Here is a 23,476-nt window from a genome sequence, read left to right as displayed (position 1 = left end):
TCGACGGTAGCACGAGTCGCACGAGCGTGCGAGTATGGATCGGTGACGACCCGTGAGGACCTCGAGCAGCGCCGGACCGACGTGTCCGAGGCCGCGTGCCGCCTGCTCGCGCGCGACGGACTCGCGGCACTGAGCGTCCGTGGTGTCGCCGCCGAGGCCGGCCTGCCGCCGAGCACCGTCCGGTACGTCTTCCCGACGCAGGCCGCGATGCGCGAGCACACCATCACGCTCGTGTTCGACCGGACGCGGGAGCGCATCGACGCCCTGCCTGCCGACCTGCCGGACGCGGAGACCGCTCGACGGATCCTGCTCGAACTGCTGCCGTTGGACGACGAGCGGGTCGTCGAGCTCGACGTCTACCTGGCGCTCGGGAACGCCGCGCTCACCGACGCCGCACTCCGGCCGGCGCTCGACCGGGTCGTCGCGGAGATGCGGGCGTGGTGCGACCGCATCGTCGCGCTCGTCGGCGTGCCCGAGGACCAGCGCGCGGACGAGGCGTGTCGGCTGCACGCGCTCGTGGACGGGCTCGCGGTGCACGTCACGCGGCTCGACGCGGGGGCGTCCCACGACTGGGCGATCGCGCTGCTCGACCGGCACCTGGCGAGCCTGCCCATCGGGTGACCCGGCCGACCAGGCTCCGGGCGGCGGAGCGGGCAGCCGGGCGAGCGGGCGCGGCTGCAGGTCCCGCAGCGGTCGGCTCGCCTATCCTGTCCCGGTGACGAGCGCTCCCACTCGCCCCGCCCCCACCCGCACGCGCACCGGCCCCGGCCTGGTGCTCGGCGCCGTCGTGGTGCTGCTCGGCGTGCGCGTGGTGTCGCCGAGCGTCGGGACCGCCGGGCTGCCCGACGTCGTGCAGGACTTCCTGACGCTGGCCATCAGCGTCGTGGTCGAGTCGCTGCCGTTCGTGGTCCTCGGCATCGTGCTGTCGATCATCGTCGAGGTGTGGGTGCCCGCCGGGGTGCTCGAACGGATCCTCCCGGAGCGGCCGGTGCCGCGGCGCGCGGTGATCTCGCTGATCGGCATGCTCTTCCCGGTCTGCGAGTGCGGGAACGTGCCGCTCGCCCGCGGCCTCATGATGCGCGGCTTCGCCCCGGCCGAGGCGGTCACCTTCCTGGTCGCCGCGCCGATCCTCAACCCGCTCGTGATCATCAGCACGGCGCAGGCGTTCGGGTGGTCGGGGTGGATCCTCGTCGTCCGGATCGTCGGCGGGTTCGTGCTCGCGAACCTGGTCGGCTGGATCGTCGCGGCGCACCGTCGTCCGGCCGAGCTCCTGCTCCCCACCTTCGAGGCCCGCTGCCGCGCGGCGATCGGTGCACCGCAGAGCCGCCACCGCTGGCGCGAGAGCGCATCGCAGTTCGGTGGCGAGACCGCGACGATGATGCCCGCGCTGTTCGTCGGTGCCGGCCTGGCCGCGGCGATCCAGGTCGCCGTGCCCCGGTCGACGCTCGTGTCGATCGGCGCGAACCCGGTGCTGTCCGTCGCGGCGATGATGCTCCTGGCGATGACGATCTCGCTCTGCTCGAACGTCGACGCGTTCTTCGCGCTGTCCTTCGCGTCGACGTTCCTGCCCGGGTCGATCACTGCGTTCCTGCTCATCGGGCCGATCATCGACGTCAAGATGATCGCCCTGCTCCGGACGACCTTCCGGGCACGCTTCCTGGTGCTGCTCGCGGTCGTCTGCGTCCTGTTCACGGCGGCGGTCGGGTTGGTGATGAATGTCCTCGTCTGAGCAGGGCCCCGCGTACCTGGGGCTCGGGTCGGTGCTCGCGGTGGCGCTCGGCACGCTGTGGCTCGCGCTCGTCGGGCACCTCGACCTGTACATCAACCCGCGGTACGACCTGTTCACGACCGTGCTGGCCGCCGTCGCGGTGCCCGCGTCCGTCGCGGGGCTCGTCGCGGTGGCACGGGGCCACGGACACGCGCACGACGGAGTGGGGCACGCGCACGACGACGGACCGGCGCACGCGCGGGACGATGCTGCGGACTCCTCCTACGAGGACGGCTCGGACGCGGCCCGCGCCGTCCGCCGCGCGGCACCGACGGCCGCCCGCGTCACCCGTCGCGTGCTCGGCGTCGCGGCCGCGGTGGTCACGGTCGGGATCACCGCCGCGATGCTCGTGCTCCCCCCGACGACCCTGTCCGCCCGGACCGCCCAGCAGCGGAGCGTCGACACCCCGACCCTGTCGAACGCGACCGGGACGCAGGACGTCGCCCTGCTGGGCAGCGAGGGCGTCGACACGTCCGAGTACGGCGTGAAGGACTGGGCGGCGCTCATCCGCCAGACCACGGACACGACGGCGCTCGTCGGCAAGCCCGTGGAGCTGTCCGGCTTCGTGGTGCCCGGCGCCGACGGCTCCTTCACGCTCACCCGCTTCGTGATCAGCTGCTGCGCCGTCGACGCGCAGCCCGTCGGCCTCGGCGTCGTCACGGACGGCGCGGTGCCCGACGCCGACCGGTGGGTCCGGGTCACCGGGAAGCTCGCCGCGAACCCCGACCAGTCGGCGGAGGCGCGGATCGTCGTCCGTGCGGCGTCCGTCCGGGTGATCGACCAGCCGACGGACCCGTATGAGTACTGATCCCCGCACCACCGACGCGCGGGCGGCCGGTCCGGTCCGGCGGCGTCCCCGCGACCGCTACCGCCGCCGGCTCGTGGCGTCGCTCACGGTGTTCGTCCTCGTCGGTGCGGTCGCCGCGGTCGTCGGGTCGCAGCAGGGCCCGCGGCTCCGTGACGTGACCTACGACCCGACCGGGCTCGTGTCGCGACCCGCGCAGCGCGTCATCCTCACCGCGAACCAGGCGCTCCAGCGCGTGTCCGCCGACGCGGTCACGGTGACGCCGTCGGCCCCGCACACCGTGACGTCGAGCGGCAACACGATCGCGGTCGAGTTCGCCGGTCCGCTCGCGTACGACCGGTCGTACGAGATCGCGGTCGCCGGGGTGCGCGCGCCCGGACAGCCCGCCACCGCGGACCTCCGGACGACGATCACCACCGGGAGCACCGACGTGCTCGCGCTCGTGCCCGGGACCTCGGGCGCCCCGGACCGGATCGTGCGACGGTCCCTCGACGCCGGCGGCGCGACGACGGTCCTCCAGGCGCGGGGCATCACCGAGTACGCGCGCCTCGGCCGGTCGCTCGTCGTGGTCCGCGGCGGCGACGGCAGCTCGACGGTCGAGATCGTCCCGCTCGCCGGTGGCGTGCAGGACCGGGGCACACCCGTCGAGCGACTGACGCTCCCCACCGCGTCCGGACGGGTGACGGCCCTGCACGTCGCCGACGACGGGGCGTCGTTCGGCTTCGAGTACGCCGACACCTCGACCGGGCAGTCCCGGAACGTCGGGCTGTACGTCGTCGACATGACGGGCACGCACCTGCCGACCACCGTCGCCGAGGACGGCCGACCCACCACGGGTGCGGTCCCGATGACCGTCGCGCAGTGGGCGTACGTGCCGCGCACCGAGAGCGCCCTGGTCCGCACCGGCTCCGACGACCTCGTCCTGGTCGACATGAGCGGGCGGACCGACCCGGTGCGCCTCGGCAGCGCCACGTTCCTGCACGGCTTCGTCGGCAGCGGCACCACGGCCGTCGTCGAGACCGGCACCGGGATCGTCCGCCTCGACCTCACGGACGGTCGCCGCACGCCGATCACCGCGCCGGCTGGCAGCACCGACGCGCCGTACCTCGGTCGGATCGCCCCGCTCACCGACGACACCTACGTCCGCGTCGTGGGCGACGTGCGGGCGGACGGCACCCTCGCCCAGCGCACCGTGCGCGTGGACGGGGACCGTGCCTCCCGGCTGCCCGTCCGGGTGCCCGACGACGCGAGCGTCACCGCGGTCTGTCCGTCGCCGAACGCGCAGTTCCTCGCCGTCACGACCGCGTCGGCGTCGGGCGCCCTCGTCAGCATCGTCGACGCGACCTCCGGGGCGCTCGAGGCGAGCGTGGACGCGTCGTCGGTCGACTGGTGCGGTGCCCTGCCCTCCGGCGACGAGGTGGGCTGAGAACGGGACGCGACCCGACGGGACGCGGTGCGACGCCCCGCGACGCGGTGCGTCCCGTCCTGCCGGTCAGCGGCGCAGCGTGTGCTTCGGGTACTCGCCGAACCGCCGCAGGTACTCGCCCGAGAACCGGCCCATGTGCGTGAAGCCCCAGCGGGACGCGACCTCGGCCACCGACACCGTCGCGGGCTCGGCGCGGAGCAGGTCGTCGTGCGCCCGGCGCAGCCGGACCTCGCGGAGGTACTGCATGGGCGTCCGGTCGAGCGTGCGTTGGAAGGACTCCTGCAGCCCCCGCACGCTGAGGTCCGCCGCACGGGCGATCTCGGACACCGTGAGCGGTTCGTGCGCGCGGGCGTGGATCGTCTCGACGGCACTGCGGATGCGGGCGTTGCGGTGCTCGCCCCAGCCGACCGGCGCGGCCTCGCCGTGGAAGCGGTACAGGTCGAGCAGGGAGCGGACCACCTCGCGCTGCGACTCGTGCCATGCGAGCGACGCGGTGCCCTCGTCACGCAGGACGCGGACGGAGGACGCCACCGAGGCGCGCCACCGCTCCACCGCGGCCGTCGTCGGCGGGGTGGTGCGGTCGAACGCGAGCGTGCCGTCCACCAGGTACCGCTCCGACGCGACGTCGAGCACGAGGTCGCGGTCGAGGTGCACGAGCCGCTGGTCCCAGTCGCGGTAGTCCATGTCGAAGCGCTGCTCGACGGGGAACAGCACCGGGATGCCCGGCTGCATGCGGACGGCGTTGCGACCGGTGTCCACGGTCGCGGTGCCGGAGTCGATCCACTGCACGACGACCTGGCCCTCGACGGCGACGTCGCCGCGCAGGGTGCCGTGCATCTGCGAGCGACGGACGCTCATCCGGTCGTCACCGACCGCGACGTACCGGTACCAGTAGTCGTCGTCGACGTGCCCGGAGTGCCAGGTCTTGCCGGCGTACATGCCGGCCAGGTCGGCGATCGCGGTGTCGGTCTCCGTGCCGGACACCGAGACCAGGGGACGGAGTCCCTCGTTCGTCGTGTTGTCCATCCGTCAAGCCTCTCGCGTCCGGGCCGCGGCGGCGACGAGCTGCGTGACGTGGACGATGCGGTCGCGTTCCGGGGACAGCGTAGGTCCGCGGGGTGGCCAGGGGAAGGACGGGAGGCGCTGCTCACCGGCAGCGCGCCTCCCGTCCGGTGGGGGTCACCGGACCCCCGTGGCCCGGGTCGTCAGGCGAGGGTCGCCGTGTCGATCACGAAGCGGTACCGCACGTCCGAGGAGAGCACGCGCTCGTACGCCTCGTTGATGCGGTCGGCCGAGATGAGCTCGGTCTCGGGCAGGATGCCCTTCTCCGCGCAGAAGTCGAGCATCTCCTGGGTCTCCGCGATGCCGCCGATGGCGGAGCCCGCCCAGCTCAGGCGACGCGGGATCAGGGCGAAGGCCGGCACCTCGAGGGGCTCCGACGGCGCACCGACGTTGACGAGCGTGCCGTCGACCTGCAGCAGGCCGAGGTACGCCGCCATGTCGAGCTTCGCCGACACCGTGTTGATGATCAGCTCGAACGAGCCGGCCAGCTGCTCGAAGGTCGACGGGTCCTTCGTGGCGAAGTGGGCCTTCGCGCCGTAGCGGAGCGAGTCCTCCTGCTTCGAGGTGGTCTGCGACAGGACGGTGACCTCGGCGCCCAGGGCGACGGCGATCTTGACGGCCATGTGGCCGAGTCCGCCCATGCCGACGACGGCGACCTTCGAGCCGGGGCCGACCTTCCAGTGGTGCAGCGGCGAGTAGGTCGTGATGCCGGCGCAGAGCAGCGGCGCGACCTTCTCGATGTCGAGCGACTCCGGGACGCGGAGCACGAAGTCCTCGTTCACGACGACGGCCTCGGAGTAGCCGCCCTGGGTGATCGAGCCGTCGGCCGGGTCGACCGAGGCGTAGGTGCCGATGTTGCCCTTCAGGCAGTACTGCTCCTGGCCGGCGACGCACTGCGCGCACTCGCCGCAGGAGTTCACCATGCAGCCGACGCCGACACGGTCGCCGACCTGGTGCTTGGTGACGTCGCTGCCGACGGCGGAGACGTGGCCCACGATCTCGTGGCCGACGACCTGCGGGTACTGGATCGGGCCCCACTCGCCGCGGACGGTGTGGATGTCGGAGTGGCAGATGCCGGCGTAGGCGATGTCGATCTCGACGTCGTTCGGGCCGAGGTCGCGACGGGTGATGGTGGTCTTGACGAGCGGCTCGGTGGCCGACGGTGCCGCGTACGCGTTGACGGTGCGCATTGGTCTCCTCGTGGGGTGCTGCTTGGCGGGCCGGGTGCGACCCGTCCTCCAGTCTGGTGGAGCGCTCCTGGACGAGGGAGGTTGCGATGGGGACCCCCAGGCACGGTGGGACGGGCGTGGCGCGGTGCCGCAGCCGGTCAGCCCGTGAGCCGTGCCAACCGCTGCCCGGCGATCCGGGCGAACCGCAGCGGCTCGCGCAGGGCGTCGTCCGGTTCCCCGGTCGTCTGCGTCGCGAGCACCATGAGCGATGCGGCCGCGTCGAACCCGTCGAGCGGTGCGTCGACCTCGCCGGCGACGAGCAGGACCCGCGCCCCGGGAGCGCGCTCGGCCGCGAGCGCCCGGACGACGGACGGCACCTTCCCCGCGGCGCTCTGGTCGTCGTACCGACCCTCGCCGGTCACGACCACGTCGGCGCCGTCGAGCAGCGCGGGCAACCCGAGGACGTCGGCGACCGCACGCGCGCCAGGGGCGAGGGTCGCGCCCCAGGCGAGCAGGCCGAACCCGACGCCACCGGCGGCACCCGCCCCGGGCGTCGCGGGGTCGACGTCGGGCAGGGCCAGCGCCCAGGCGGCGAGCCGTTCCTCGAGCGCCGGTGCCAGCTCGGGCGTGACGCCCTTCTGCGGTCCGAACACGGCGACCGCGCCGTCCGGCCCGAGCAGCGGCGAGGTCACGTCCGTCAGCACCACCGCACCACCGGGCGGCAGCGGCCGCAGGTGGCTCCGGTCGACGGAGCCGTCGGCGTGCGCGGTGAGCCCGAGCGCCTCGAGCACGGGCCGTCCGCCGTCGGTCGACGCGCTGCCGCCGATGCCGAGCACCAGCCCGGTCGCCCCGGCGTCGAGTGCCGCCGCGATCGCCTCGCCGAAGCCGCGGCTCGTGGCCGTCCCCGGCTGCAGCCGTCCGCCGAGCAGCGGCAGGCCGCTCGTCGCCGCGAGCTCCACCACCGCCCGCCCGTCGGGGAGGCGGAGCCACGCCGTGTCGACCGGTGTCCCCGCGGGCCCGGTCACGGTGACCGGCACGCGTACGGCGTCCGGGACGGCCGCGGCGAACGCGTCGATCGTGCCCTCGCCGCCGTCGGCCGTGGGGGCGCCCACGACGTCGTCGTCGGGGCGTTCGTCGAGCCAGCCGGCACGGATCGCCGCAGCGGTGTCGGCCGCGGTGGCGGTGCCCTTCAGGGAGTCCGGAGCGATGACGACGCGCACCCGACCACCGTAGCGGGGCGCCCGGCGGTCAGAGGGCGAAGCGCGGGTGGGGCTCCCCGCCGGTCGCCAGGTCGGCGACGAGCTCGCCGAGCAGCGGTGCGAACTTGAACCCGTGCCCGGAGAACCCGGTCGCCACCGTGAGCGGCCCGCGGCGGTCGATCACGAAGTCCTCGTCCGGGGTGGTGTCGTACAGGCAGCTGATCAGGCTCGGCCGCGAGGCGTCCACGCCGGGCACCCACCGCGCGACGTACGCCTGCAGGCGCTCCACCTCGGCCGCCACCGGCCGGTGGTCGCGGGCGTCGGGGTCGACGACCGGTCCGGTGCCGTGGAACCCGACCTTCACGCCCTCGCCCGGGGTCAGGAGCCCGTAGACGTCGTCGCCGTCCGCCCAGTGCACGAACGACGGCCACGCCGTGTCCGGCAGGTGGCTGGGGAAGTGCGCGGGCTGCTCCTGCGTGACGCGGACGGCCGGGAGGCGCGCCCCGCGTGCCGCGAGCAGCGCACCCACCAGCGTGGGCGCCCAGGACCCCACGGCCGCCACCAGGCTCGGCGTCCGGACCGACGTGCCGTCGCCGAGCGACACGGTGACGTCGTCACCGTGGTCCTCGATCGCCGTGACGCGGGTGTCGAAGCGGAGCTCGGCCAGCCCGGTGCGCTCGGCCAGGGTCAGGAAGACCTCGATCGCGTCGGCGGACCGGATCCGCCCCGCGGTCGCGTGGGTCAGGACGCGGCCCTCGAAGGCGATGCCCGGCCAGCGGGCTGCGGCCTCGTCCGTGGTGAGCGACTCGTGCGGGATCCCGGCCGACGCCAGTGCCGCGGCGATCGCGTCGACCACCTCGGGTCGCCCGTGGTCCACGGCGCCGGTGCGGTCGAGCAGGGTGGTGCCCGAGCGTGCCTCGAGCGCGTCCCAGAGCGCGAGCGCCCGGGTCGTCAGGTCGACGTACTCCGGGTCGGCGTAGCCCTGCCGGAAGATCCGGGTGGCACCGTGGGAGGACCCCTCGTGGTGGCCGCGGCCGTGCTGCTCGACGAGCAGGACGCGCTCGCCGCGGGCGGTCAGGGTGTACGCCGTCGCGGCGCCGACGACCCCGCCGCCGACGACCACGTGGGGGACCTCGGACGTGGTCGGGTCGGGCTGCATGACGGCAGCGTAGTGCGCGTGGCCGTCGTCGCCGTGGTCAGTGCGCCGGTGCGACCGGGACGTCCCAGTACGTCGGCTGCTCGTACTGCTCGGCCCACCCGCGGCGCATCCGGGTCGCCGCGCGGTCGAAGGCGTCGACCACGTCGGTGTCCGTCGTCAGGAGGGACTGCAACCGCAGCCCGTCGTACAGCGCGAGCAGCTGCTGCGTGCCGCGCACCGGGTCCATCGTGGCGGGCTCCCGCCCGCTCCGGACGTCCTCGGTGAGTGCCTCGCGGACGACCTCGCGGAACTGCAGGTAGGCCGACCGGTAGTAGTCGGCGCCCGGCGCCTCCGGGTCGGTGGCGACGACGAGGCTCGACGCGATGAGCCGCATCAGCGCGGGTTCCTCGGCGTGCGCGACGAGCAGGGCGTGGAGGTACGCGACGGTGCCCTTCTCGGCGGCGAGCGGCTGCAGCGGGAGGGAGACCGCGCGGGTCCAGCGCATCACGGTCGCGGCGAGGAGCGCGTGCGGGTTCGGGAAGAGGGCGTCGACCTCCGCGACGGACATGCCGCTGCGCTCGGCGACGGCCTCGACCGAGAACCCGGCCGGACCGTGGTCGTGGATCACGGTGATCGCACCGTTGATCGCCCGGGTCCTGGGGGCCTCGTCGTCGATCGTCTGCTGCGACGTCAGCGGCGCGAGCGGGTGCTTGCGGAACCACTCGAGCAGCCCGTGCGCACGCGACGCCGCGGACGCCGGGTCGGCGGGGCGGCCCGCCCGGAACAGGTCGCTGAAGCCGGGCACCTCCTGCACGAGCGGGTCGAGGGACTGGAAGGCCATGGACCAGTCCGGGAAGGAGCGCTCGGTGATCGCTTCGTCGAGCAGGACACGCACGTTCGTGTGCCGCGGGTCGACGCGGACCTGCTCGAACCGGTCGTGCACGACGTCGTCCTCGCCCTCGAGGATCCCGATGCAGTTGTCGCCCTTGTGCGCGAGCATCCCGGTCACGCCGAGGCGCGTGTTCTTCTCGCGGCCGACGGCGAGGATCTGCGCGAGCTCCGAGTCGGTGATCGGACGCGTCTGCGTGCTGGTGTAGACGAGCGAACGCATGCTCGCACCTCCTTGCTCCGGTGGAGCCGACGTGCTCCGACCCGATCCAAGGCCGTGCGCGCGGAGAGGGCAACCCCGCGTTCGGGAAGTGGCTCCCTCGGGAGCGTGTCCATCTGGAGAGCGAGTGACGGGAATCGAACCCGCGCTACCAGCTTGGGAAGCTGGAGTTCTACCATTGAACTACACTCGCGCGTCCCGCCCGGCGGGACGTGGCAAGCCTAGCGGATTCTCCGCTGGATGCCAGCCGTGCGCGCGCCGCACGCGGCGCGGCGAGGGTGGGTCGGGCCTCCCGTCCGGTCGCCGTGTCTCCCCTGTGAGGTCCCCGGGTCGACGGACACGTGTCGTCGCCGTGTGTACCGTCCAGGGGGTTCCGACGCCCTACCGGAGGAGGACCCGGATGGTCAGGCATCCCCTCATCGACGACGTGGTCGGCCCCGCCATCGTGGTCCGTTCGGCCTCGCCGGTCGTGTGGCTGACGGACTCGCTCGCCTCGCTGCTGCGACGCGCCTCGGCCTCCGGGCGGACGGTCGTGCTCCGCACCGGCCGGGAGGCGTCGCTCAGCCCCGCCCTGCGGCACGCGCTGGGCGCGCACGGAGCCGCGTGGGCCGTCGACGAGCAGGACGGCTCGCTGCGGGACGGCCGCACCGGCGTCCGCGCCGCCGGCGTCGAGGACTTCGTGCACGCCGGTCCGGAACTCGTCGGTCCGCCGTCGCCCGCGCACCCGGTCGCGTCAGGGTCCGTCCGGCAGATCAGCATCGACCTGACGCTCCGGCACCACGCCGACCGGGCGGTCGACCTCGGCTCCGCCATCGAGGCGCTCTGCGACACCGTCGGCACCTGTCCCACGCGGTGGGGCACGAGCGAACCGCTGACGGTGCCGTGGGACCGCTGGGTGGTCACGCAGTACGCCAAGCACGACGCCCCGGACGTGTCGACGTCGTACGCGGTGGGCGACGGCTTCTCGGCGACCATGACCGCGCACCTGCTCGACGGGGTCGTCGTCGAGACGATGTCCGCCGTGCTCACGATCCCCGAGGACGGCACCGACCCCGCGCTCGCGGCGAAGCTCCTGGACGCCGTGCACCGGGTTGCCGCCGAGGTCGAGCCGGTGTTCGGCGTCGTGATGCAGCGCCGCGGCGACGCCGACCACCTGGTCCGCGCGGTCGCATACGGCGAACCGTCGCCGCTAGCGGTCGTCGTCGGTCCGGAGGCCGCCGGGTTCCTGGACCGCACGGGGGAGTGGCCGCCGGCGCGGACCTCGACGTCGGTGTTCGGGGGCGGCGGCCTGGTCGTGCGGCTCGAGGACGGGTGGGAGGCCCTCGAGGCGTTTCTCGACCGCATCGACGAGGACCGCTTCCTCCAGCTCGTCGGCGGCGCGCCGCTCGACCCCGCGCACGACGAGGGCACCCTCGACGGACACGACCGCGGCGCGCACGCGCACTCCGCCCACCGGACGGGCGGTCAGGGTGCCGCGTGACGTGACACTCCTCTGCCGCGGGCCGGTGCAGGCGCGGGACGTCGCGGAGGCGCTCCTGCTGCACGACGACGCGTGGGGCGTCCGTGCGCTCGACGACGGCCCGGTGCTGCAGGTCTGCCGCGACGCGGGACACCCCGTGATCACGGTCCTCGGCGTCCGCCGGGTGGACTCGCTCGACGAGGTCGAGCGGATCCTGCCCGATGCGCCCGCCCTCTCGACCCCGCTGTGGTGGGTCGACACCGTCACCCCGTTCGGGCCCGAGGGAGAGCCCGGCGTCAGCGCCGCGCTCGAGGCCTCGATGGAGCTCGACGCGGTCTGCATCGTGCACGGAGACTGAGCGTCCCTCGCGGTCGGCGGTCTCCGGACAGGCGTCCTGCCCCCAGTACGGGGGTGTCCGGCGTCCCCGGTGCTCCACATCGCGCGGATCGCCCTACGGTGTGAGGACCCGAGTCGACGAGCCGGGCTGGCAGCTCCTCGTCGGCACCCCTCCTCACTGAACAGGGCTCCCTTGGCTCAACGACCTCAGCGGCGCGCCGTCGCGCGCGCTCGCAGCATCCTCGCCGGTCTCACCGTGGCCGGACTCGCCGGTCTCGCGCTCCTCGGCGCGGACGTCACCGCCGCCAGCGCCGCGGCCCCGACGCAGACGACCTTCGCCGACCAGACCTTCCGCGGCACCAGCGCGGGCGACGGCTGGGTGCTCCCGTCGACGCCCTCCGCCGCCGGGAACAGCGCCTGCCTGACGGCCGGTGCGTCGGGCGGGCCCGGCACGGGCTCGATCCCCGCCTGCGGTGACACGGCCGACGACGCCGGGTCCGGGGCGCTCCGCCTGACGTCCGCGTCGCAGGCCCTGATCGGTGCCGTCGGAGCCGTGCAGGCCGTGCCGACGGACAAGGGCCTCGACGCCTCGTTCACGACCTACCAGTACGACGGCAGCGGTGCCGACGGCATGGTCTTCTACCTGGCGGCGACCGACCCGTACAACCCCGCCGTGCCCACGAGGACCGGCTACACCGGCGGTGCGCTCGGCTACGCGGCCTACCCCGCCGGCGGTGTCGACGGCCTCGAGCACGCGTACCTCGGTGTCGGTCTCGACACCTACGGCGGGTTCGCCGGCAACTACACCGGCTGCGTCGGTGACCAGAGCCGCGGCGGTGCGGAGAACTCGGTGACCGTCCGCGGACCGGGCAACGGGTCCTCCGGGTACTGCGTCCAGTCGGTCACGCGCGCCGACCGCTCGCTCCGCGGCTCCGTCTTCACCGACCGCAGCGAGGTCGCCGTGCCCGTCGAGGTCGTCGTCAACCCGACCGCATCGGCGCTGACGGCACGCCGGTACCCGGACGTGTCGGTACCGGCCGGGCAGTACGCCGTCGTCTTCACGAGCGTGGGCGGCGCGCGCCAGGTCGTCACCGGTGCCCTGCCGGAGCTCGACCCGAGCAGCAACGTCGCGGGGATCGACCCCTCGTGGATCGACCCGGCGACCGGGTACCCCTACAAGCTCACCTACGGCTTCACCGCGGGCACGGGGGGTGCGACCGACGTGCACGAGGTCACCGACCTCGTCGCGACGACCGCCGCGGGCGCGGTCCCGGTCCTGACGGCGCGGACGGGAGGCGCGACCAGCGTCGCGCACGCCGGCTCCGGCACCGTCACGGTCACCCCGACGATCTCCGCCGACGGCGGTTCCGAGACGCGCGCCGTCCGCACGACCACCACGTTCCCGACCGGCGTCACCCCGTCGGCCGACGGCGCGACCGGCACCGGTTGGACGTGCTCCGTGTCGGGTCAGGTCGTCACCTGCGAGCAGGCCGCCGCCGACCGTGCCCCGGGCACGGACCTGCCCGAGCTCACGATCCCGTTCACGGTGACCGGCACCGCCCGCACCGCGACGGTGTCGACGGTCGTGTCGTCGATCGACGCCGAGGCGATCACCGTCACCCGCGACGTCACGGTCGCCCCGCAGACGACCGTCGTCACGGTGGAGGACACCGCCGTCACCGTCGGCGACGACGCGTCGCTCCGCGCGACCGTCTCGTCGTCCGCGACGACCGACGCAACCGTCCCCACCGGGACCGTCCGGTTCACCGACGCGCAGACGGGTGCGGAGCTGTGCACGGCCGACCTGACGGACGGTACGGCGAGCTGCACCGTCCCCGCGACGACCGCCGGCGGGACCGTGGTCACCGCCGCGTACCTCGGCGACGCCGACCACGCGACCGCCGAGGGCACGGGGTCGCTCGTCGTGTCGAAGGTCCCGACGGTGGTCACCGCGACCTCGCCGGACGCCTCCGAGCCCGTCGCGGCCGGTGCCCCGGTGACGCTGACCGTCGACGGACCCGCGGCACGTGCCGGTCAGCCGGCACCCACGGGGACCGTCGAGTTCCGCGAGGGTGACCGGGTGCTCTGCGCCGTCACGCTCCCGGTCACGAGCTGCGACGTCGCCGGGCTCGGGTCCGGCCGTCACCGGATCGTCGCGGTCTACTCCGGCGACGCGGTGTACGCCGCGTCGACCTCGGACGAGTTCGACGTGACCGTGGCCGAGGCCGTCGTGCCGGTCCCGACCCCCGCGCCGACCACCCCGGCACCGGCACCGACCACGGCGCCGACCACACCGGCACCGGCCCCGACGGCGGCAGCGCCCAGCTCGGCTCCGGCGGGCGCCACGCCGAGCGCGACCCCGACGGCGGCAGCCGCACCCGGCGGCCTCGCCTTCACCGGCCCGACCGTCGCGCTCTGGACGGGGATCGCCCTCGCCGTCGCGCTGCTGGTGGCCGGTGTCGTGCTCCTGCTCGGCCGTCGCACCCGGGCGGCCCGGGGCTAGTCGGGTCGCTCCGGCGCAGCGAGCCAGCGCAGCGAGACAGCGCACCGTGCGGAACCGCACGGTGCGCTGTCTCGTTCCGGGGCGGGTGCTCCCTGCAGCGGCCTCAGTCGCGTCGGTTCATTGCGGCGAGCTGCTCGTTGTACGCCTTGAGGTCGGCGTCCCCGTCGCGCTCGGCCTTGCGGTCGAGGCGCTTGGCGTCGCGCTTGTCGCTCCGCACCCAGTTGCGCACCACGAGCAGGGCGACGAAGACCATCGGCAGCTCCGACGCGCCCCAGGCGATGCCGCCCCCGGTGTGCTGGTCGGCGAGGAGCGCGCGGTCGTCGGTCTGGCCGAGCGCGTGGAACCAGTCGGCCGCGAACACCGACTGCGAGGTCATCACGGCGACGCCGAAGAAGGCGTGGAAGGCCAGGGTCGCGAGCAGCGCGATGATGAGGATCGGGTACTGCGGGCGCTGCGGCCCCGGGTCGACGCCGACGAACACCCAGAAGAACAGGTAGCCGCTCAGCACGAAGTGCACGACCATCGCGACGTGCCACTCGTGCGACTGCATCGCGTACTGGAACGCCGGCGTGAAGTAGAACACCACGAGCGAGCCGGCGAAGATCGTCCCGGCGACGGCGGGCTTCGCCATGAACTGCATGTACCGCGAGTGCGTGAAGAGCATGAGCCACTCACGGGCACCGCGCGAGCCGTCGTTCCGCACCGGGAGCGTGCGCAGCGCGAGGAGCACGGGGCCGCCGAGCACGAGCGGCAGCGGCACGAACATCATGAGGAGCATGTGCTGGAGCATGTGCGACGAGAAGTGCACCATGCCGTAGACCGCCGGTCCGGCCGAGGTCGTCCAGATGAAGAGCGCGCAGCCGAGCAGCCAGGCGATGGTGCGACCCACGGGCCACGAGTCACCGCGCTGCCGGAGCTTCCGCACGGCGAGCAGGTACCAGCCGGCTCCGACGACGGCGATCGCCAGGTAGACCCAGTCGATGTGCCACTGCGTCAGGTAGGTCTGCACGGTCTGCGCCGGCGGGTAGGTGTAGCCGAGCAGGCCGGACCGGGTGTCCTGTCCCGTCTCGGGCGTCTGCGGGATCGGCGGCTGCGAGCGGGACACCGCGACGGAGACGCCGATCGCGACGGCCATGAACACGACCTCGGCCAGGGCGAAGCGGACGAACAGCCTGCGGTCGAGCGGCGCACGGAGGAGTCCCGGCACGAGCTTCCGGCGCTGCGCGACACCGGCGAGCCCGAGCAGCACGAGGATGACCGCCTTGACGGTGATGAGCCACCCGTAGGTCGTCGTCACGAGGTCGGCCGGACCGGTCAGGCGCAGCGAGGCGTTGACGATGCCGGAGAACGCGACCGCGGCGAACGCCCACCCCGCGAGCGTCGAGTAGCGCGCGACCACGCGTCCCGTGGCGCCCTTCGTGCGGGTGCGCAGGAGCAGCACGGCGACGAGTCCGCCGGCCCACACGCACACGGCGACCAGGTGCACGGCGAGGGAGTTCACCGCGTTCGCGTGCTCGAGCGCCCCGGCGGCGTGACCGGACAGGGCGAGCGGCAGCAGCGCGAAGAGTCCGGCGACCGTCGCGACCGCCAGCGAGGTGACCCGCGTGGCGAAGGCGGCGACGAGCGTCGCGACGAGCACCGCGACGGCGGAGACGACGAGTGCCTGCCCGATCTCGACCTGGAACGCGAAGAGCAGGAAGTTGCGCGCGAACACCGGACTCGTGAGCGGGACACCCAGCGTGTTCGCGCCCGTGAGGACGATCCCCACGACCGCGGCGAGGAACCACACGGCACCGGCCGCGGCGCCCCAGCGGGCGGCCCGGTGCTGCACGGACGACATCGTGCGGTGGTCCTGCTTCTTCGCGGGGAGCGCGAACGCGGCCACGACGAGCAGGCCGATCGACAGCGCCGCGGCGGTGTCGTGCACGACCCGGGCGACCGGCAGGCCGTACTCCACGAGGTCACCGGCGGAGACGAGCTGCTGCGAGGCGGTGAACGCGCCGGTGAGCGTCATGCCGAGCACGGCGCAGGCTACGGCGAGCGGGACGGCGATGACCAGGACCGTCGCGACGGTGGTGGACCGTGCGGTGGTGGGGGCGGGTTCGGGTGCCGTGTCCCCGGGCTGCGTGGCGGCTGACGTGACGGTCATGACCGTCCAATGGTAGGTCCGCCGCCTGACACCACCATCCCAGTCCGGCAGCGGACGCGACCCGTCAGTCCCGGTGTTCCCAGATCCCCTCGCTGCCCACCCCGACGAAGCCGACCGCCTCGTTGACGTCGAGCATCGGCCGGTTCTCCTCGGCGTTGAACGTGACGATCGACGGCCGGCCCGGGAAGTCCCGCTCGATCGTCTCGATCCCGACCACCTTGAGCAGCCACCCGAGCCGGTGCCCACGGTGCTCACGGAGCACGAGGGTGTCCCACTGCATGACCGGGCGCTCCGGGTTCTCCGGCACCTTGAGCTGGCTGAAACCGACCAGGGCGGTGTCCTCGGCGTGCTCGACCGCGATCGTGAGCATCGTGTGCGGGCCGGTCGCCAACTGCTCCTCGGACTCGCGGACGCGCTCGCCGGTCCAGACGTCCTCGGGCTCCTGCATGTCGCCCTCGGGGGCGTCGGTGCTCATCCTCGTGTGCAGGAGCGCGAGGTCGTCGAGCCACCGGTCCGGGGTCGGGCCGGTCCAGGTGTGCACCCGGTAGCCGGGGCCGGCCGCCGTGGCCGCGCGCTCGTGCAGGGCGCGCACGACCGACCCGTCCGACGGCAGCCCGAGCCGGCTCATCCGGTTGACCTGACCGAAGCGCCAGCCGCGGCCGGTCAGGAAGCGCACGCCGGCCTCGTCCGCGGGCACGGCGCCGTGGCCCGTGGGTGCTGCGACGTACCCGGGCCCGGCTCCGGGGCCGACCTGGCGCGAGACGGCGTAGGTCTTCCACTGGGTGCGTCCCTCGGCGCGGGCGAGCTGCTCGAGGTGGTCGGCGAGCAGGGTCCCGATGCCGCGGCGCTGCCGGTCGGGCCGAACGCCGAGCGACAGCCAGCAGTTCGTCGTGCCCGGCTCGGTCCTCGAGTCGTACGCCCCCGACGCCACGACCTCGCCCGCGTCGTCGCGCACGACGAACAGGCGGCTCGGGGCCCCGGGTTCGTGGCACATCGGCAGGTACTCGGCGGGCGTCCACGAGACCTCGCGGAGTCCGTGCACCGCGAACTCGGCGGCGTCGGACACCGCGAGCCAGTCCCGGAACGCCTGCACCCGCGCCGGGTCGTCGTCCATCGTCGTCGGGACGTCGAGCTCCTCGACGGTCCAGGTGTCGGTGGTGCCGGTTGTGCCGGTCACGGGTGCCCCCTCGTGCGGCCGGTCGGACGGCCGTCGTCCGCCACCCCGGTGGGCAGCCTCGCAGCATACCGGGGGCGCGCCACCGGCCGCTAGGCTTCGTGCGTGCTGCTCTCCGACCGCGACATCACCGCCCAGCTCGCCGACGGCCGGATCGGCCTCGATCCGTACGACGCCGCCCTCGTCCAACCGTCGAGCATCGACGTCCGGCTCGACAAGTACTTCCGGCTGTTCGACAACCACAAGTACCCGCACATCGACCCCGCCGAGGACCAGCCCGAGCTCACGCGCCTGGTGGAGACCGACCCGGACGAGGCGTTCGTGCTGCACCCGGGGGAGTTCGTCCTCGGCTCGACGTTCGAGGTCGTGACCCTGCCGGACGACATCGCCGCGCGCCTCGAGGGCAAGAGCTCGCTCGGCCGTCTCGGGCTCCTCACGCACTCGACGGCGGGCTTCATCGACCCGGGCTTCTCCGGGCACGTCACGCTCGAGTTGTCGAACGTCGCCACGCTGCCGATCAAGCTCTGGCCCGGCATGAAGATCGGCCAGCTCTGCTTCTTCCAGCTCTCGAGCCCGGCGGACAAGCCGTACGGCTCGGCCGAGTACCAGTCGCGCTACCAGGGGCAGCGCGGCCCGACGCCGTCGCGCTCGGCGCTCAACTTCCACCGCGCGGACGTCTCCCGCCGGGACTGACCCGAGTCGGGGCCGACCGGACCCTGACCGCCCTTCATGACACGGTGCACGTCATCATCGGGCAACATTTCGCATTCTGTGTATCGTGGCCACATGGCCGAAGTCCCCGTCCCCGTGCCGCGGCCGATCCCGGCGTCCGAGCTGATCCGGGACGCCCGGACGCGCGCGGGGCTCACCCAGGTGCAGCTCGCCGCGCGCGCCGGGGTCACGCAGAGCGTCATCAGCACCTACGAGAACGGCCGACGGGAGCCCTCGCTCACCGCGCTGCAACGCCTCGTGCGTGCCGCGGGCTTCGAGGCCTCCGTCGACCTGCTCCCGTCCTGCGCACCCCCGCCGCTGCACGACCGCGTCGCCGCGGCACGGGACGACCTGGTCGCGGCGGTGCGTCGGAACGGTGGGACCCGGCCGCGGCTCGTGCCGGCCGAGCGCCGCGCGCACGAGCGGTCCCGGCAGCGGGACGCGGTCGGGCTCCTCGTCGACCTCGAGCCGGGCGCCGGGATCTTCACGCTCATGCGGATCCAGGACGAGGCCGAGCGGTTGCTCGACGCCGAGGTCGAGGTGCTGGACGGCGCGGGCACCGACCCGGAGCGCTGTCGGAAGGCCGTGCCGCTGTGACGCCGGGCACGGGGGAGCTGCTCGACGAGGTCGTGCAGGCCTGCGCGGCCATCGAGCGGTACGTCGACGACTCGCCGCCCTCGGACCTCGTGCTCGACGCCGTCCGGATGCGGCTCGTCGAGATCGGGGTGGCGGTCGCCGCGCTCCCGGACGACCTGACGGCCTCGGAGCCGGGCATCCCGTGGGTGCGGCTCGCCGCGATCGGGGACCGCCTGACGAACGGCCGACGTCCGGTCTCGCCGCCGGTGCTGGTCTGGACCGCGCGGGTGGACGCGCCGCGGCTCCGCGAGGCGGCCACCCGGCTCCGCGACCGTCACGCGCTCCGCGCCGGCCCGACCAGCTGACGGACGGGAGGCGCGTGGCGGCGTCACCGCGCGCCTCCCGTCCGCCGCCTGCCCACGAGAGCGAGGGGATCGTCTCGCGCCCGGGACGCGGGAAGGCCCCGTCTCGCCGGAGCGAGACGGGGCCTTCTGCGGTGCTGTGGTGCTGTGGTGCTGCTGCGGAAGGGGATCAGCCCTTCTTGGCGAGCTCCTCGAGGGTGTCGTTGCCCTTGTACGCCTCGACCGCGTTCTCCTTGGTGACGAGGACCGGCGTCAGCTCGACGGCCGGGACGACCTTCTTGCCGTTGTCGTTGTTCTTGTCGTCCGTGGTCTTCGGGGTCTTGCCGTCGGCGAGGTCCGACACCAGGTCGATGGCGGCCTGGGCCTCTTCGGTGGTGTTCTTGTAGATGGTCGAGTACTGCTCGCCCTGCATGATCAGCGGGATCGACGCGGTCTCGGAGTCCTGACCGGTGACGACCGGGTTCGGCTTGCCGGCCGCCTTGGTGGCGGTCAGGATCGCGCGGGCCAGGGTGTCGTTCGGCGACAGGACGCCGTCGAGCTCGGTGTTCGTGTAGGACTTCGTCAGGATGTCGGTCATGCGCGACTGGGCGTTCTGCGCGAGCCAGCCCTGCGTGTTGGTGTCCGAGAAGCTGGTGCGACCCGAGACGACCTTGAGCGTGCCGTCGTCGATCTTCGGCTGGAGCACGTCCATGGCGCCGTTGAAGAAGACCTTCGCGTTGGCGTCGTCGGGCGAGCCGGAGAAGAGCTCGATGTTGTACGGGCCGTTCGGCTTCTTGGCCTTGAGTCCGTCGAGCAGGGCCTGGCCCTGCAGCTGGCCGACCTTGAAGTTGTTGAACGCGACGTAGTAGTCGACGTTCTCGGTGTTCAGGATGTTGCGGTCCCAGGCGATGACGACGGCGCCGGACTTCTTGGCGGCCTGCACCTGCGTGCCGAGCTGCGAACCGTCGGCGGCACCGATGATGATCGCCTTCGCGCCCTTGGTGACCATCGACTGGATCTGGCCCTGCTGGTCCGGGACCGGGTTGCCGGCGTTGGCGTACTGGATGTCGGCCTTGAAGCCGGCGTCCTCGATCGACTTCTCGAACGCGGCGCCCGCGAGCACCCAGTTCTGCGAGGTCTTGGCGGGGAGCGCGACGCCGATCAGGTCGCCCTTCTTGATCTGGACGTTCGAGGCGCCGCCGGTCGAGCCGGAGCCGGCGTCCGAGTTGCCGCGGGCCGAGCAGCCGCTGAGGGCCAGGCCCGCGACGAGTGCCAGACCGATGCCGGCGATGAGCTTCTTGCGCATGAGATTGCTTTCTCTTCGTTGAGGAGTGGTGCTGTGTGCTGCGGGGATCGTGCGGGCGGCCACCGGGGTGGCCACCCGCCACGTGTTACTGGACGTTGACCTTCTCGGGCTGGTCCTCGATGGTCCGCGGCTGCTGCGCGGCCACCGTGTTCTGTTCGGTGTCCTTCCGCTGGAACTGCTTCAACATCCCGCCGATCAGGGACGGACGACCCTGCGACTTCGAGTAGACGTCGAAGGCGACGGCGACGAGCAGGACGAGACCGCGGATGATCTGGACGCGGTTGGACTCGAGGCCCACCAGCGACAGACCGTTGGACAGCAGGGCCATGACGAGACCACCGATGATCGACCCGGAGATCGTGCCGATGCCACCGGCGACCGCGGCGCCACCGACGAACACGGCGGCGATCGCGTCGAGCTCCCAGCCGGTGCCGTCGGCGGGGCCCGAGGCGCCCGAGTAGCCGACGAACACCATGCCGGCGATCGCGGCGAGGACCGACATGTTCATCATGACGAAGAAGTTGACCTTGCGGGCGCTGACGCCGGACAGGACGGCGGCGTTCGCGTTGCCACCGACGGCGTAGACCTGGCGGCCGAAGATCGTGTTCTTCGTGAGGAAGCCGTAGACGATGGTCAGGACGCCGAGGATGATCGCGACGATCGGGATCGACGTGCCGGCAGGACCGGCGGCGAACAGGTACGTCGCGACGAGGGTGACGGCGACCAGGATGCCCGTGCGGACGATCGAGACCCAGAGCGGGACGAGCTCGGCCTGCATCTTCTTGCGACGCTGGCGGCCGCGCATCTCGAGGAAGATCAGCACGAGGCAGGTGACGATGCCGAGGATCAGCGTGCCGTTCGAGAACCCGAAGTCCGGGCCGAAGTCCGGCAGGAAGCCCGAACCGATCTGCGCGTAGTCGTCCGGCACCGGCTGCGAGGTCGAGTTGCCGATGATCTGGTTCGCACCGCGGAAGATCAGCTGGCCGGCCAGGGTCACGATGAAGGCCGGGACCTTCACGAACGCGACCCAGAAGCCCTGCCAGGCGCCGACCGCGGCACCGACGGCGAGGCCGAGGATGATCGCGGCCCATGCCGGGAAGTTCCACTGCGCCATCGACTGGGCGACGATGATGCCGGTGAAGGCCGCCACCGAACCGACCGACAGGTCGATGTGCCCGGCGATGATCACCATGACCATCCCCAGCGCCAGGATGAGGATGTAGGAGTACTGCAGGAACACGTTGATGATGTTCGTCGGCTCGAGGATGAGCCCGTTCGTCAGGATCGAGAACAGGATCAGGATCGCGATGAGCGCGATGATCATGCCGTACTGGCCGATGCTGTTGCCCTTGCCGAAGAGCAGTTTCAGGTTCTTCATGAGATCAGTGCGCCCTTCCGCGCGGAGGTCATGCTGCGCATGAGGGTTTCGGGATCGGCCTGGTCCGCGGGGACGTCGGCCGTGATCTGGCCCTCGAAGATCGTGTAGATCCGGTCGGAGAGGCCGAGGAGTTCGGGGAGCTCGGAGGAGATGAGGATGATGCCCTTCCCCTGTGCCGCGAGCTGCTGGATGATGCCGTAGATCTCGAACTTCGCGCCCACGTCGATGCCGCGGGTCGGCTCGTCGAGGATCAGCAGGTCCGGGTCGGTGAACATCCACTTGGACAGGACGACCTTCTGCTGGTTCCCGCCGGACAGCTTGCCGACGTTCTCCTCGACGGTCGGCACCTTCGTGCGGAGCATCTTCCGGTAGCGCTCGGCGACGTCGTACTCCTCGAGGGAGTCGACGACGCCGGCCTTCGAGATCTTCGGCAGGTCGGCGGCGACCGTCGAGCGCTTGACCGTGTCGAGCAGGTTCAGACCGAGGGCCTTGCGGTCCTCGGAGACGTAGCCGAGGCCGTTCGCGATGGCCTGCTGGACGTTCGCCACCTTGATCTCGCGGCCGTCCTTGATGATCTGGCCGTCGATGAAGGTGCCGTACGAGCGCCCGAAGATGCTCATGGCGAGCTCGGTGCGGCCGGCGCCCATGAGGCCCGCGAAGCCGACGATCTCACCACGACGGACGTGGAAGTTCGAGCCCTTGGCGACCAGGCGGGACGAGTCCTGCGGGTGCTGGACGGTCCAGTTCTTGACCTCGAAGAAGACCTCGCCGATCTTCGGCGTGCGGTCCGGGAACCGGCTCTCGAGCGAACGGCCGACCATCCCGCGGATGATGCGGTCCTCGTTGACGCCGTCGCCCTTCACGTTGAGCGTCTCGATCGCCTTGCCGTCACGGATGATCGTGATCTCGTCGGCGATCTGCTCGATCTCGTTGAGCTTGTGGCTGATGATGATGCTCGCGATGCCGCGGGACTTCAGTCCGACGATCAGGTCGAGCAGGTGCTGCGAGTCGTTCTCGTTGAGCGCGGCGGTCGGCTCGTCGAGGATGAGGAGCTTGACGTCCTTGTGCAGGGCCTTCGCGATCTCGACGAGCTGCTGCTTGCCGACACCGAGGTTCTTGATCTGCGTGTCCGGGTCGTCGTTCAGGCCGACGCGGGCGAGCAGGTCCTGGGCGCGCAGCTGGGCGGCGGTCCAGTCGATGACGCCGAAGCGGCCGGGCTCGTTGCCGAGGAACAGGTTCTCGGTGATCGACAGCTCGGGGATGAGCGCGAGCTCCTGGTGGATGATGACGATGCCGGCCTGCTCGGACTGCTTGATGTCCTTGAAGCGGACCTCTTCGCCCTCGTAGACGATCTCGCCGCTGTAGGTGCCGTACGGGTAGACGCCCGACAGCACCTTCATGAGGGTCGACTTGCCGGCCCCGTTCTCGCCGCAGATCGCGTGGATCTCGCCGGCGCGGACGCTCAGCGACACGTCCGAGAGCGCCTTGACACCAGGGAACTCCTTGGTGATCGAACGCATCTCGAGCAGGGTCTCGGCGCTGGTGACGGACCTGGTGGCCAGGTCCGGTCCCTGTGGGGTTGACGCCACGGTGCATCTCCTTCTGCCGCTGCGGTGCGGCAGTCCTTCGGGTGGTGAGCTGCGGCATCGGGGGCACAGGAGTCCTGTGCGGACCCCGTTGTCGCGTCCGGTGTCCCGATCGTGTGACGGTCATGTGACCGTTCACATCGGCGGAACGGAGGTAATTTACGCACAGCCCCGTCGCGGCTGTCAATTCGGTTCGGTCGCGTTTTCGTAACGGCCCGCGTGATCCGGCCTGATCCGCGTGCCGACGGCCCCCGAGGTGGGGTGGTCGAGCGTCGCCCGGAG

At 72.4% G+C, this 23,476-nt stretch carries 20 protein-coding genes and 1 tRNA gene; 10 read left to right on the top strand and 11 right to left on the bottom strand.

From position 1 onward, the window contains the following. Positions 1–42: 42 nt before the first annotated feature. The 4 genes from QUG92_RS11905 (at position 43) to QUG92_RS11890 (ending at position 3,999) form a co-directional block, all read left to right on the top strand. Positions 43–621 carry a TetR/AcrR family transcriptional regulator gene (locus tag QUG92_RS11905; protein WP_289459215.1) on the top strand — a complete coding sequence of 193 codons (579 nt, stop codon included), beginning with the start codon at positions 43–45 and terminating at the stop codon, positions 619–621. Positions 622–715: 94 nt separating this feature from the next. After that, positions 716–1,729 carry a permease gene (locus QUG92_RS11900; protein WP_289459214.1) on the top strand — a complete coding sequence of 338 codons (1,014 nt, stop codon included), beginning with the start codon at positions 716–718 and terminating at the stop codon, positions 1,727–1,729. Further along, a complete protein-coding gene (locus QUG92_RS11895) occupies positions 1,716–2,576 on the top strand; it encodes a TIGR03943 family putative permease subunit (RefSeq protein WP_289459213.1) in 861 nt (286 codons plus the stop codon). Before QUG92_RS11900 ends, QUG92_RS11895 begins: the two co-directional genes overlap by 14 nt. Beyond that, positions 2,566–3,999 (top strand): hypothetical protein, encoded by a 1,434-nt coding sequence (locus tag QUG92_RS11890; RefSeq protein ID WP_289459212.1) that lies wholly within the window; start codon positions 2,566–2,568, stop codon positions 3,997–3,999. Before QUG92_RS11895 ends, QUG92_RS11890 begins: the two co-directional genes overlap by 11 nt. 66 nt (positions 4,000–4,065) lie before the next feature. On the opposite strand, the gene QUG92_RS11885 is transcribed toward QUG92_RS11890, so the two are convergent. From QUG92_RS11885 to QUG92_RS11860, 6 genes are all read right to left on the bottom strand, one after another. Continuing rightward, complete coding sequence (locus tag QUG92_RS11885; RefSeq protein WP_182046438.1) at positions 4,066–5,025, bottom strand: AraC family transcriptional regulator; 960 nt, start codon at positions 5,023–5,025, stop codon at positions 4,066–4,068. A 179-nt stretch (positions 5,026–5,204) separates the two neighbouring features. Continuing rightward, complete coding sequence (locus tag QUG92_RS11880; RefSeq protein ID WP_289459211.1) at positions 5,205–6,251, bottom strand: NAD(P)-dependent alcohol dehydrogenase; 1,047 nt, start codon at positions 6,249–6,251, stop codon at positions 5,205–5,207. 137 nt (positions 6,252–6,388) lie between these two features. Further along, positions 6,389–7,450 (bottom strand): glycerate kinase family protein, encoded by a 1,062-nt coding sequence (locus tag QUG92_RS11875; RefSeq protein ID WP_289459210.1) that lies wholly within the window; start codon positions 7,448–7,450, stop codon positions 6,389–6,391. A gap of 28 nt (positions 7,451–7,478) precedes the next feature. Further along, positions 7,479–8,588 (bottom strand): FAD-dependent oxidoreductase, encoded by a 1,110-nt coding sequence (locus QUG92_RS11870; RefSeq protein ID WP_289459209.1) that lies wholly within the window; start codon positions 8,586–8,588, stop codon positions 7,479–7,481. 37 nt (positions 8,589–8,625) lie between these two features. Then, the gene (locus QUG92_RS11865) at positions 8,626–9,678 is read right to left on the bottom strand and encodes a BLUF domain-containing protein (protein WP_182046434.1); all 1,053 of its coding nucleotides are present in this window, start codon (positions 9,676–9,678) and stop codon (positions 8,626–8,628) included. 119 nt (positions 9,679–9,797) lie between these two features. Continuing rightward, a tRNA-Gly gene (locus tag QUG92_RS11860) sits at positions 9,798–9,868 on the bottom strand. Positions 9,869–10,075: 207 nt separating this feature from the next. Here QUG92_RS11860 and QUG92_RS11855 point away from each other — a divergent pair. From QUG92_RS11855 to QUG92_RS11845, 3 genes are all read left to right on the top strand, one after another. Continuing rightward, positions 10,076–11,155 carry a DUF6177 family protein gene (locus QUG92_RS11855; protein ID WP_289459208.1) on the top strand — a complete coding sequence of 360 codons (1,080 nt, stop codon included), beginning with the start codon at positions 10,076–10,078 and terminating at the stop codon, positions 11,153–11,155. A 1-nt stretch (position 11,156) separates the two neighbouring features. Continuing rightward, the gene (locus QUG92_RS11850; RefSeq protein WP_289459207.1) at positions 11,157–11,492 is read left to right on the top strand and encodes a hypothetical protein; all 336 of its coding nucleotides are present in this window, start codon (positions 11,157–11,159) and stop codon (positions 11,490–11,492) included. 171 nt (positions 11,493–11,663) lie between these two features. Beyond that, positions 11,664–13,973 (top strand): Ig-like domain repeat protein, encoded by a 2,310-nt coding sequence (locus tag QUG92_RS11845; protein WP_289459206.1) that lies wholly within the window; start codon positions 11,664–11,666, stop codon positions 13,971–13,973. Positions 13,974–14,076: 103 nt separating this feature from the next. Here QUG92_RS11845 and QUG92_RS11840 read toward each other — a convergent pair whose 3' ends face one another. Both QUG92_RS11840 and QUG92_RS11835 read right to left on the bottom strand, forming a co-directional pair. Then, positions 14,077–16,122: a bifunctional copper resistance protein CopD/cytochrome c oxidase assembly protein gene (locus tag QUG92_RS11840; RefSeq protein WP_289459205.1), complete on the bottom strand. Its 2,046-nt coding sequence runs from the start codon at positions 16,120–16,122 to the stop codon at positions 14,077–14,079. A gap of 64 nt (positions 16,123–16,186) precedes the next feature. After that, positions 16,187–17,299, bottom strand: coding sequence for a GNAT family N-acetyltransferase (locus QUG92_RS11835; RefSeq protein WP_289459204.1), 1,113 nt, complete (start codon positions 17,297–17,299; stop codon positions 16,187–16,189). Positions 17,300–17,401: 102 nt separating this feature from the next. On the opposite strand from QUG92_RS11835, the gene dcd reads away from it, so the two are divergent. From dcd to QUG92_RS11820, 3 genes are all read left to right on the top strand, one after another. Then, positions 17,402–17,989 (top strand): dCTP deaminase, encoded by a 588-nt coding sequence (dcd, locus tag QUG92_RS11830; protein ID WP_069711988.1) that lies wholly within the window; start codon positions 17,402–17,404, stop codon positions 17,987–17,989. Between the two features lie 93 nt (positions 17,990–18,082). Continuing rightward, positions 18,083–18,604: a helix-turn-helix transcriptional regulator gene (locus QUG92_RS11825; RefSeq protein WP_289459203.1), complete on the top strand. Its 522-nt coding sequence runs from the start codon at positions 18,083–18,085 to the stop codon at positions 18,602–18,604. Then, positions 18,601–18,948: a HepT-like ribonuclease domain-containing protein gene (locus tag QUG92_RS11820; protein WP_182046426.1), complete on the top strand. Its 348-nt coding sequence runs from the start codon at positions 18,601–18,603 to the stop codon at positions 18,946–18,948. The genes QUG92_RS11825 and QUG92_RS11820 overlap by 4 nt, the downstream gene beginning before the upstream one ends. A 166-nt stretch (positions 18,949–19,114) precedes the next feature. Here the strand turns inward: QUG92_RS11820 and QUG92_RS11815 are convergent, their stop codons facing one another. The 3 genes from QUG92_RS11815 to mmsA all read right to left on the bottom strand — a co-directional run bounded on the left by QUG92_RS11815 (position 19,115) and on the right by mmsA (position 23,128). Further along, positions 19,115–20,230: a substrate-binding domain-containing protein gene (locus tag QUG92_RS11815; protein ID WP_069711991.1), complete on the bottom strand. Its 1,116-nt coding sequence runs from the start codon at positions 20,228–20,230 to the stop codon at positions 19,115–19,117. An 85-nt stretch (positions 20,231–20,315) separates the two neighbouring features. Then, the gene (gene mmsB / locus QUG92_RS11810; RefSeq protein WP_289459202.1) at positions 20,316–21,608 is read right to left on the bottom strand and encodes a multiple monosaccharide ABC transporter permease; all 1,293 of its coding nucleotides are present in this window, start codon (positions 21,606–21,608) and stop codon (positions 20,316–20,318) included. Further along, positions 21,605–23,128: a multiple monosaccharide ABC transporter ATP-binding protein gene (gene mmsA, locus QUG92_RS11805; RefSeq protein WP_069712061.1), complete on the bottom strand. Its 1,524-nt coding sequence runs from the start codon at positions 23,126–23,128 to the stop codon at positions 21,605–21,607. The genes mmsB and mmsA overlap by 4 nt, the downstream gene beginning before the upstream one ends. Positions 23,129–23,476 lie beyond the last annotated feature (348 nt).

It is taken from the genome of Curtobacterium citri, assembly GCF_030362955.1.
Taxonomy (GTDB): Bacteria; Actinomycetota; Actinomycetes; order Actinomycetales; family Microbacteriaceae; genus Curtobacterium; species Curtobacterium citri.
Note: the sequence above shows the minus strand (reverse complement) of the source record. Positions and strands in the feature narration are given on the sequence as shown.

Excerpts from the sequence above, each read along its gene's own strand:
- QUG92_RS11880 (WP_289459211.1), bottom strand. The coding sequence starts at position 6,251 with ATGCGCACCGTCAACGCGTACGCGGCACCGTCGGCCACCGAGCCGCTC.
- QUG92_RS11855 (WP_289459208.1), top strand. The coding sequence starts at position 10,076 with ATGGTCAGGCATCCCCTCATCGACGACGTGGTCGGCCCCGCCATCGTG.
- QUG92_RS11895 (WP_289459213.1), top strand. The coding sequence starts at position 1,716 with ATGTCCTCGTCTGAGCAGGGCCCCGCGTACCTGGGGCTCGGGTCGGTG.
- QUG92_RS11825 (WP_289459203.1), top strand. The coding sequence starts at position 18,083 with ATGGCCGAAGTCCCCGTCCCCGTGCCGCGGCCGATCCCGGCGTCCGAG.
- QUG92_RS11870 (WP_289459209.1), bottom strand. The coding sequence starts at position 8,588 with ATGCAGCCCGACCCGACCACGTCCGAGGTCCCCCACGTGGTCGTCGGC.
- mmsB (WP_289459202.1), bottom strand. The coding sequence starts at position 21,608 with ATGAAGAACCTGAAACTGCTCTTCGGCAAGGGCAACAGCATCGGCCAG.
- QUG92_RS11890 (WP_289459212.1), top strand. The coding sequence starts at position 2,566 with ATGAGTACTGATCCCCGCACCACCGACGCGCGGGCGGCCGGTCCGGTC.
- QUG92_RS11815 (WP_069711991.1), bottom strand. The coding sequence starts at position 20,230 with ATGCGCAAGAAGCTCATCGCCGGCATCGGTCTGGCACTCGTCGCGGGC.
- QUG92_RS11885 (WP_182046438.1), bottom strand. The coding sequence starts at position 5,025 with ATGGACAACACGACGAACGAGGGACTCCGTCCCCTGGTCTCGGTGTCC.
- mmsA (WP_069712061.1), bottom strand. The coding sequence starts at position 23,128 with ATGCGTTCGATCACCAAGGAGTTCCCTGGTGTCAAGGCGCTCTCGGAC.
- QUG92_RS11865 (WP_182046434.1), bottom strand. The coding sequence starts at position 9,678 with ATGCGTTCGCTCGTCTACACCAGCACGCAGACGCGTCCGATCACCGAC.
- QUG92_RS11840 (WP_289459205.1), bottom strand. The coding sequence starts at position 16,122 with ATGACCGTCACGTCAGCCGCCACGCAGCCCGGGGACACGGCACCCGAA.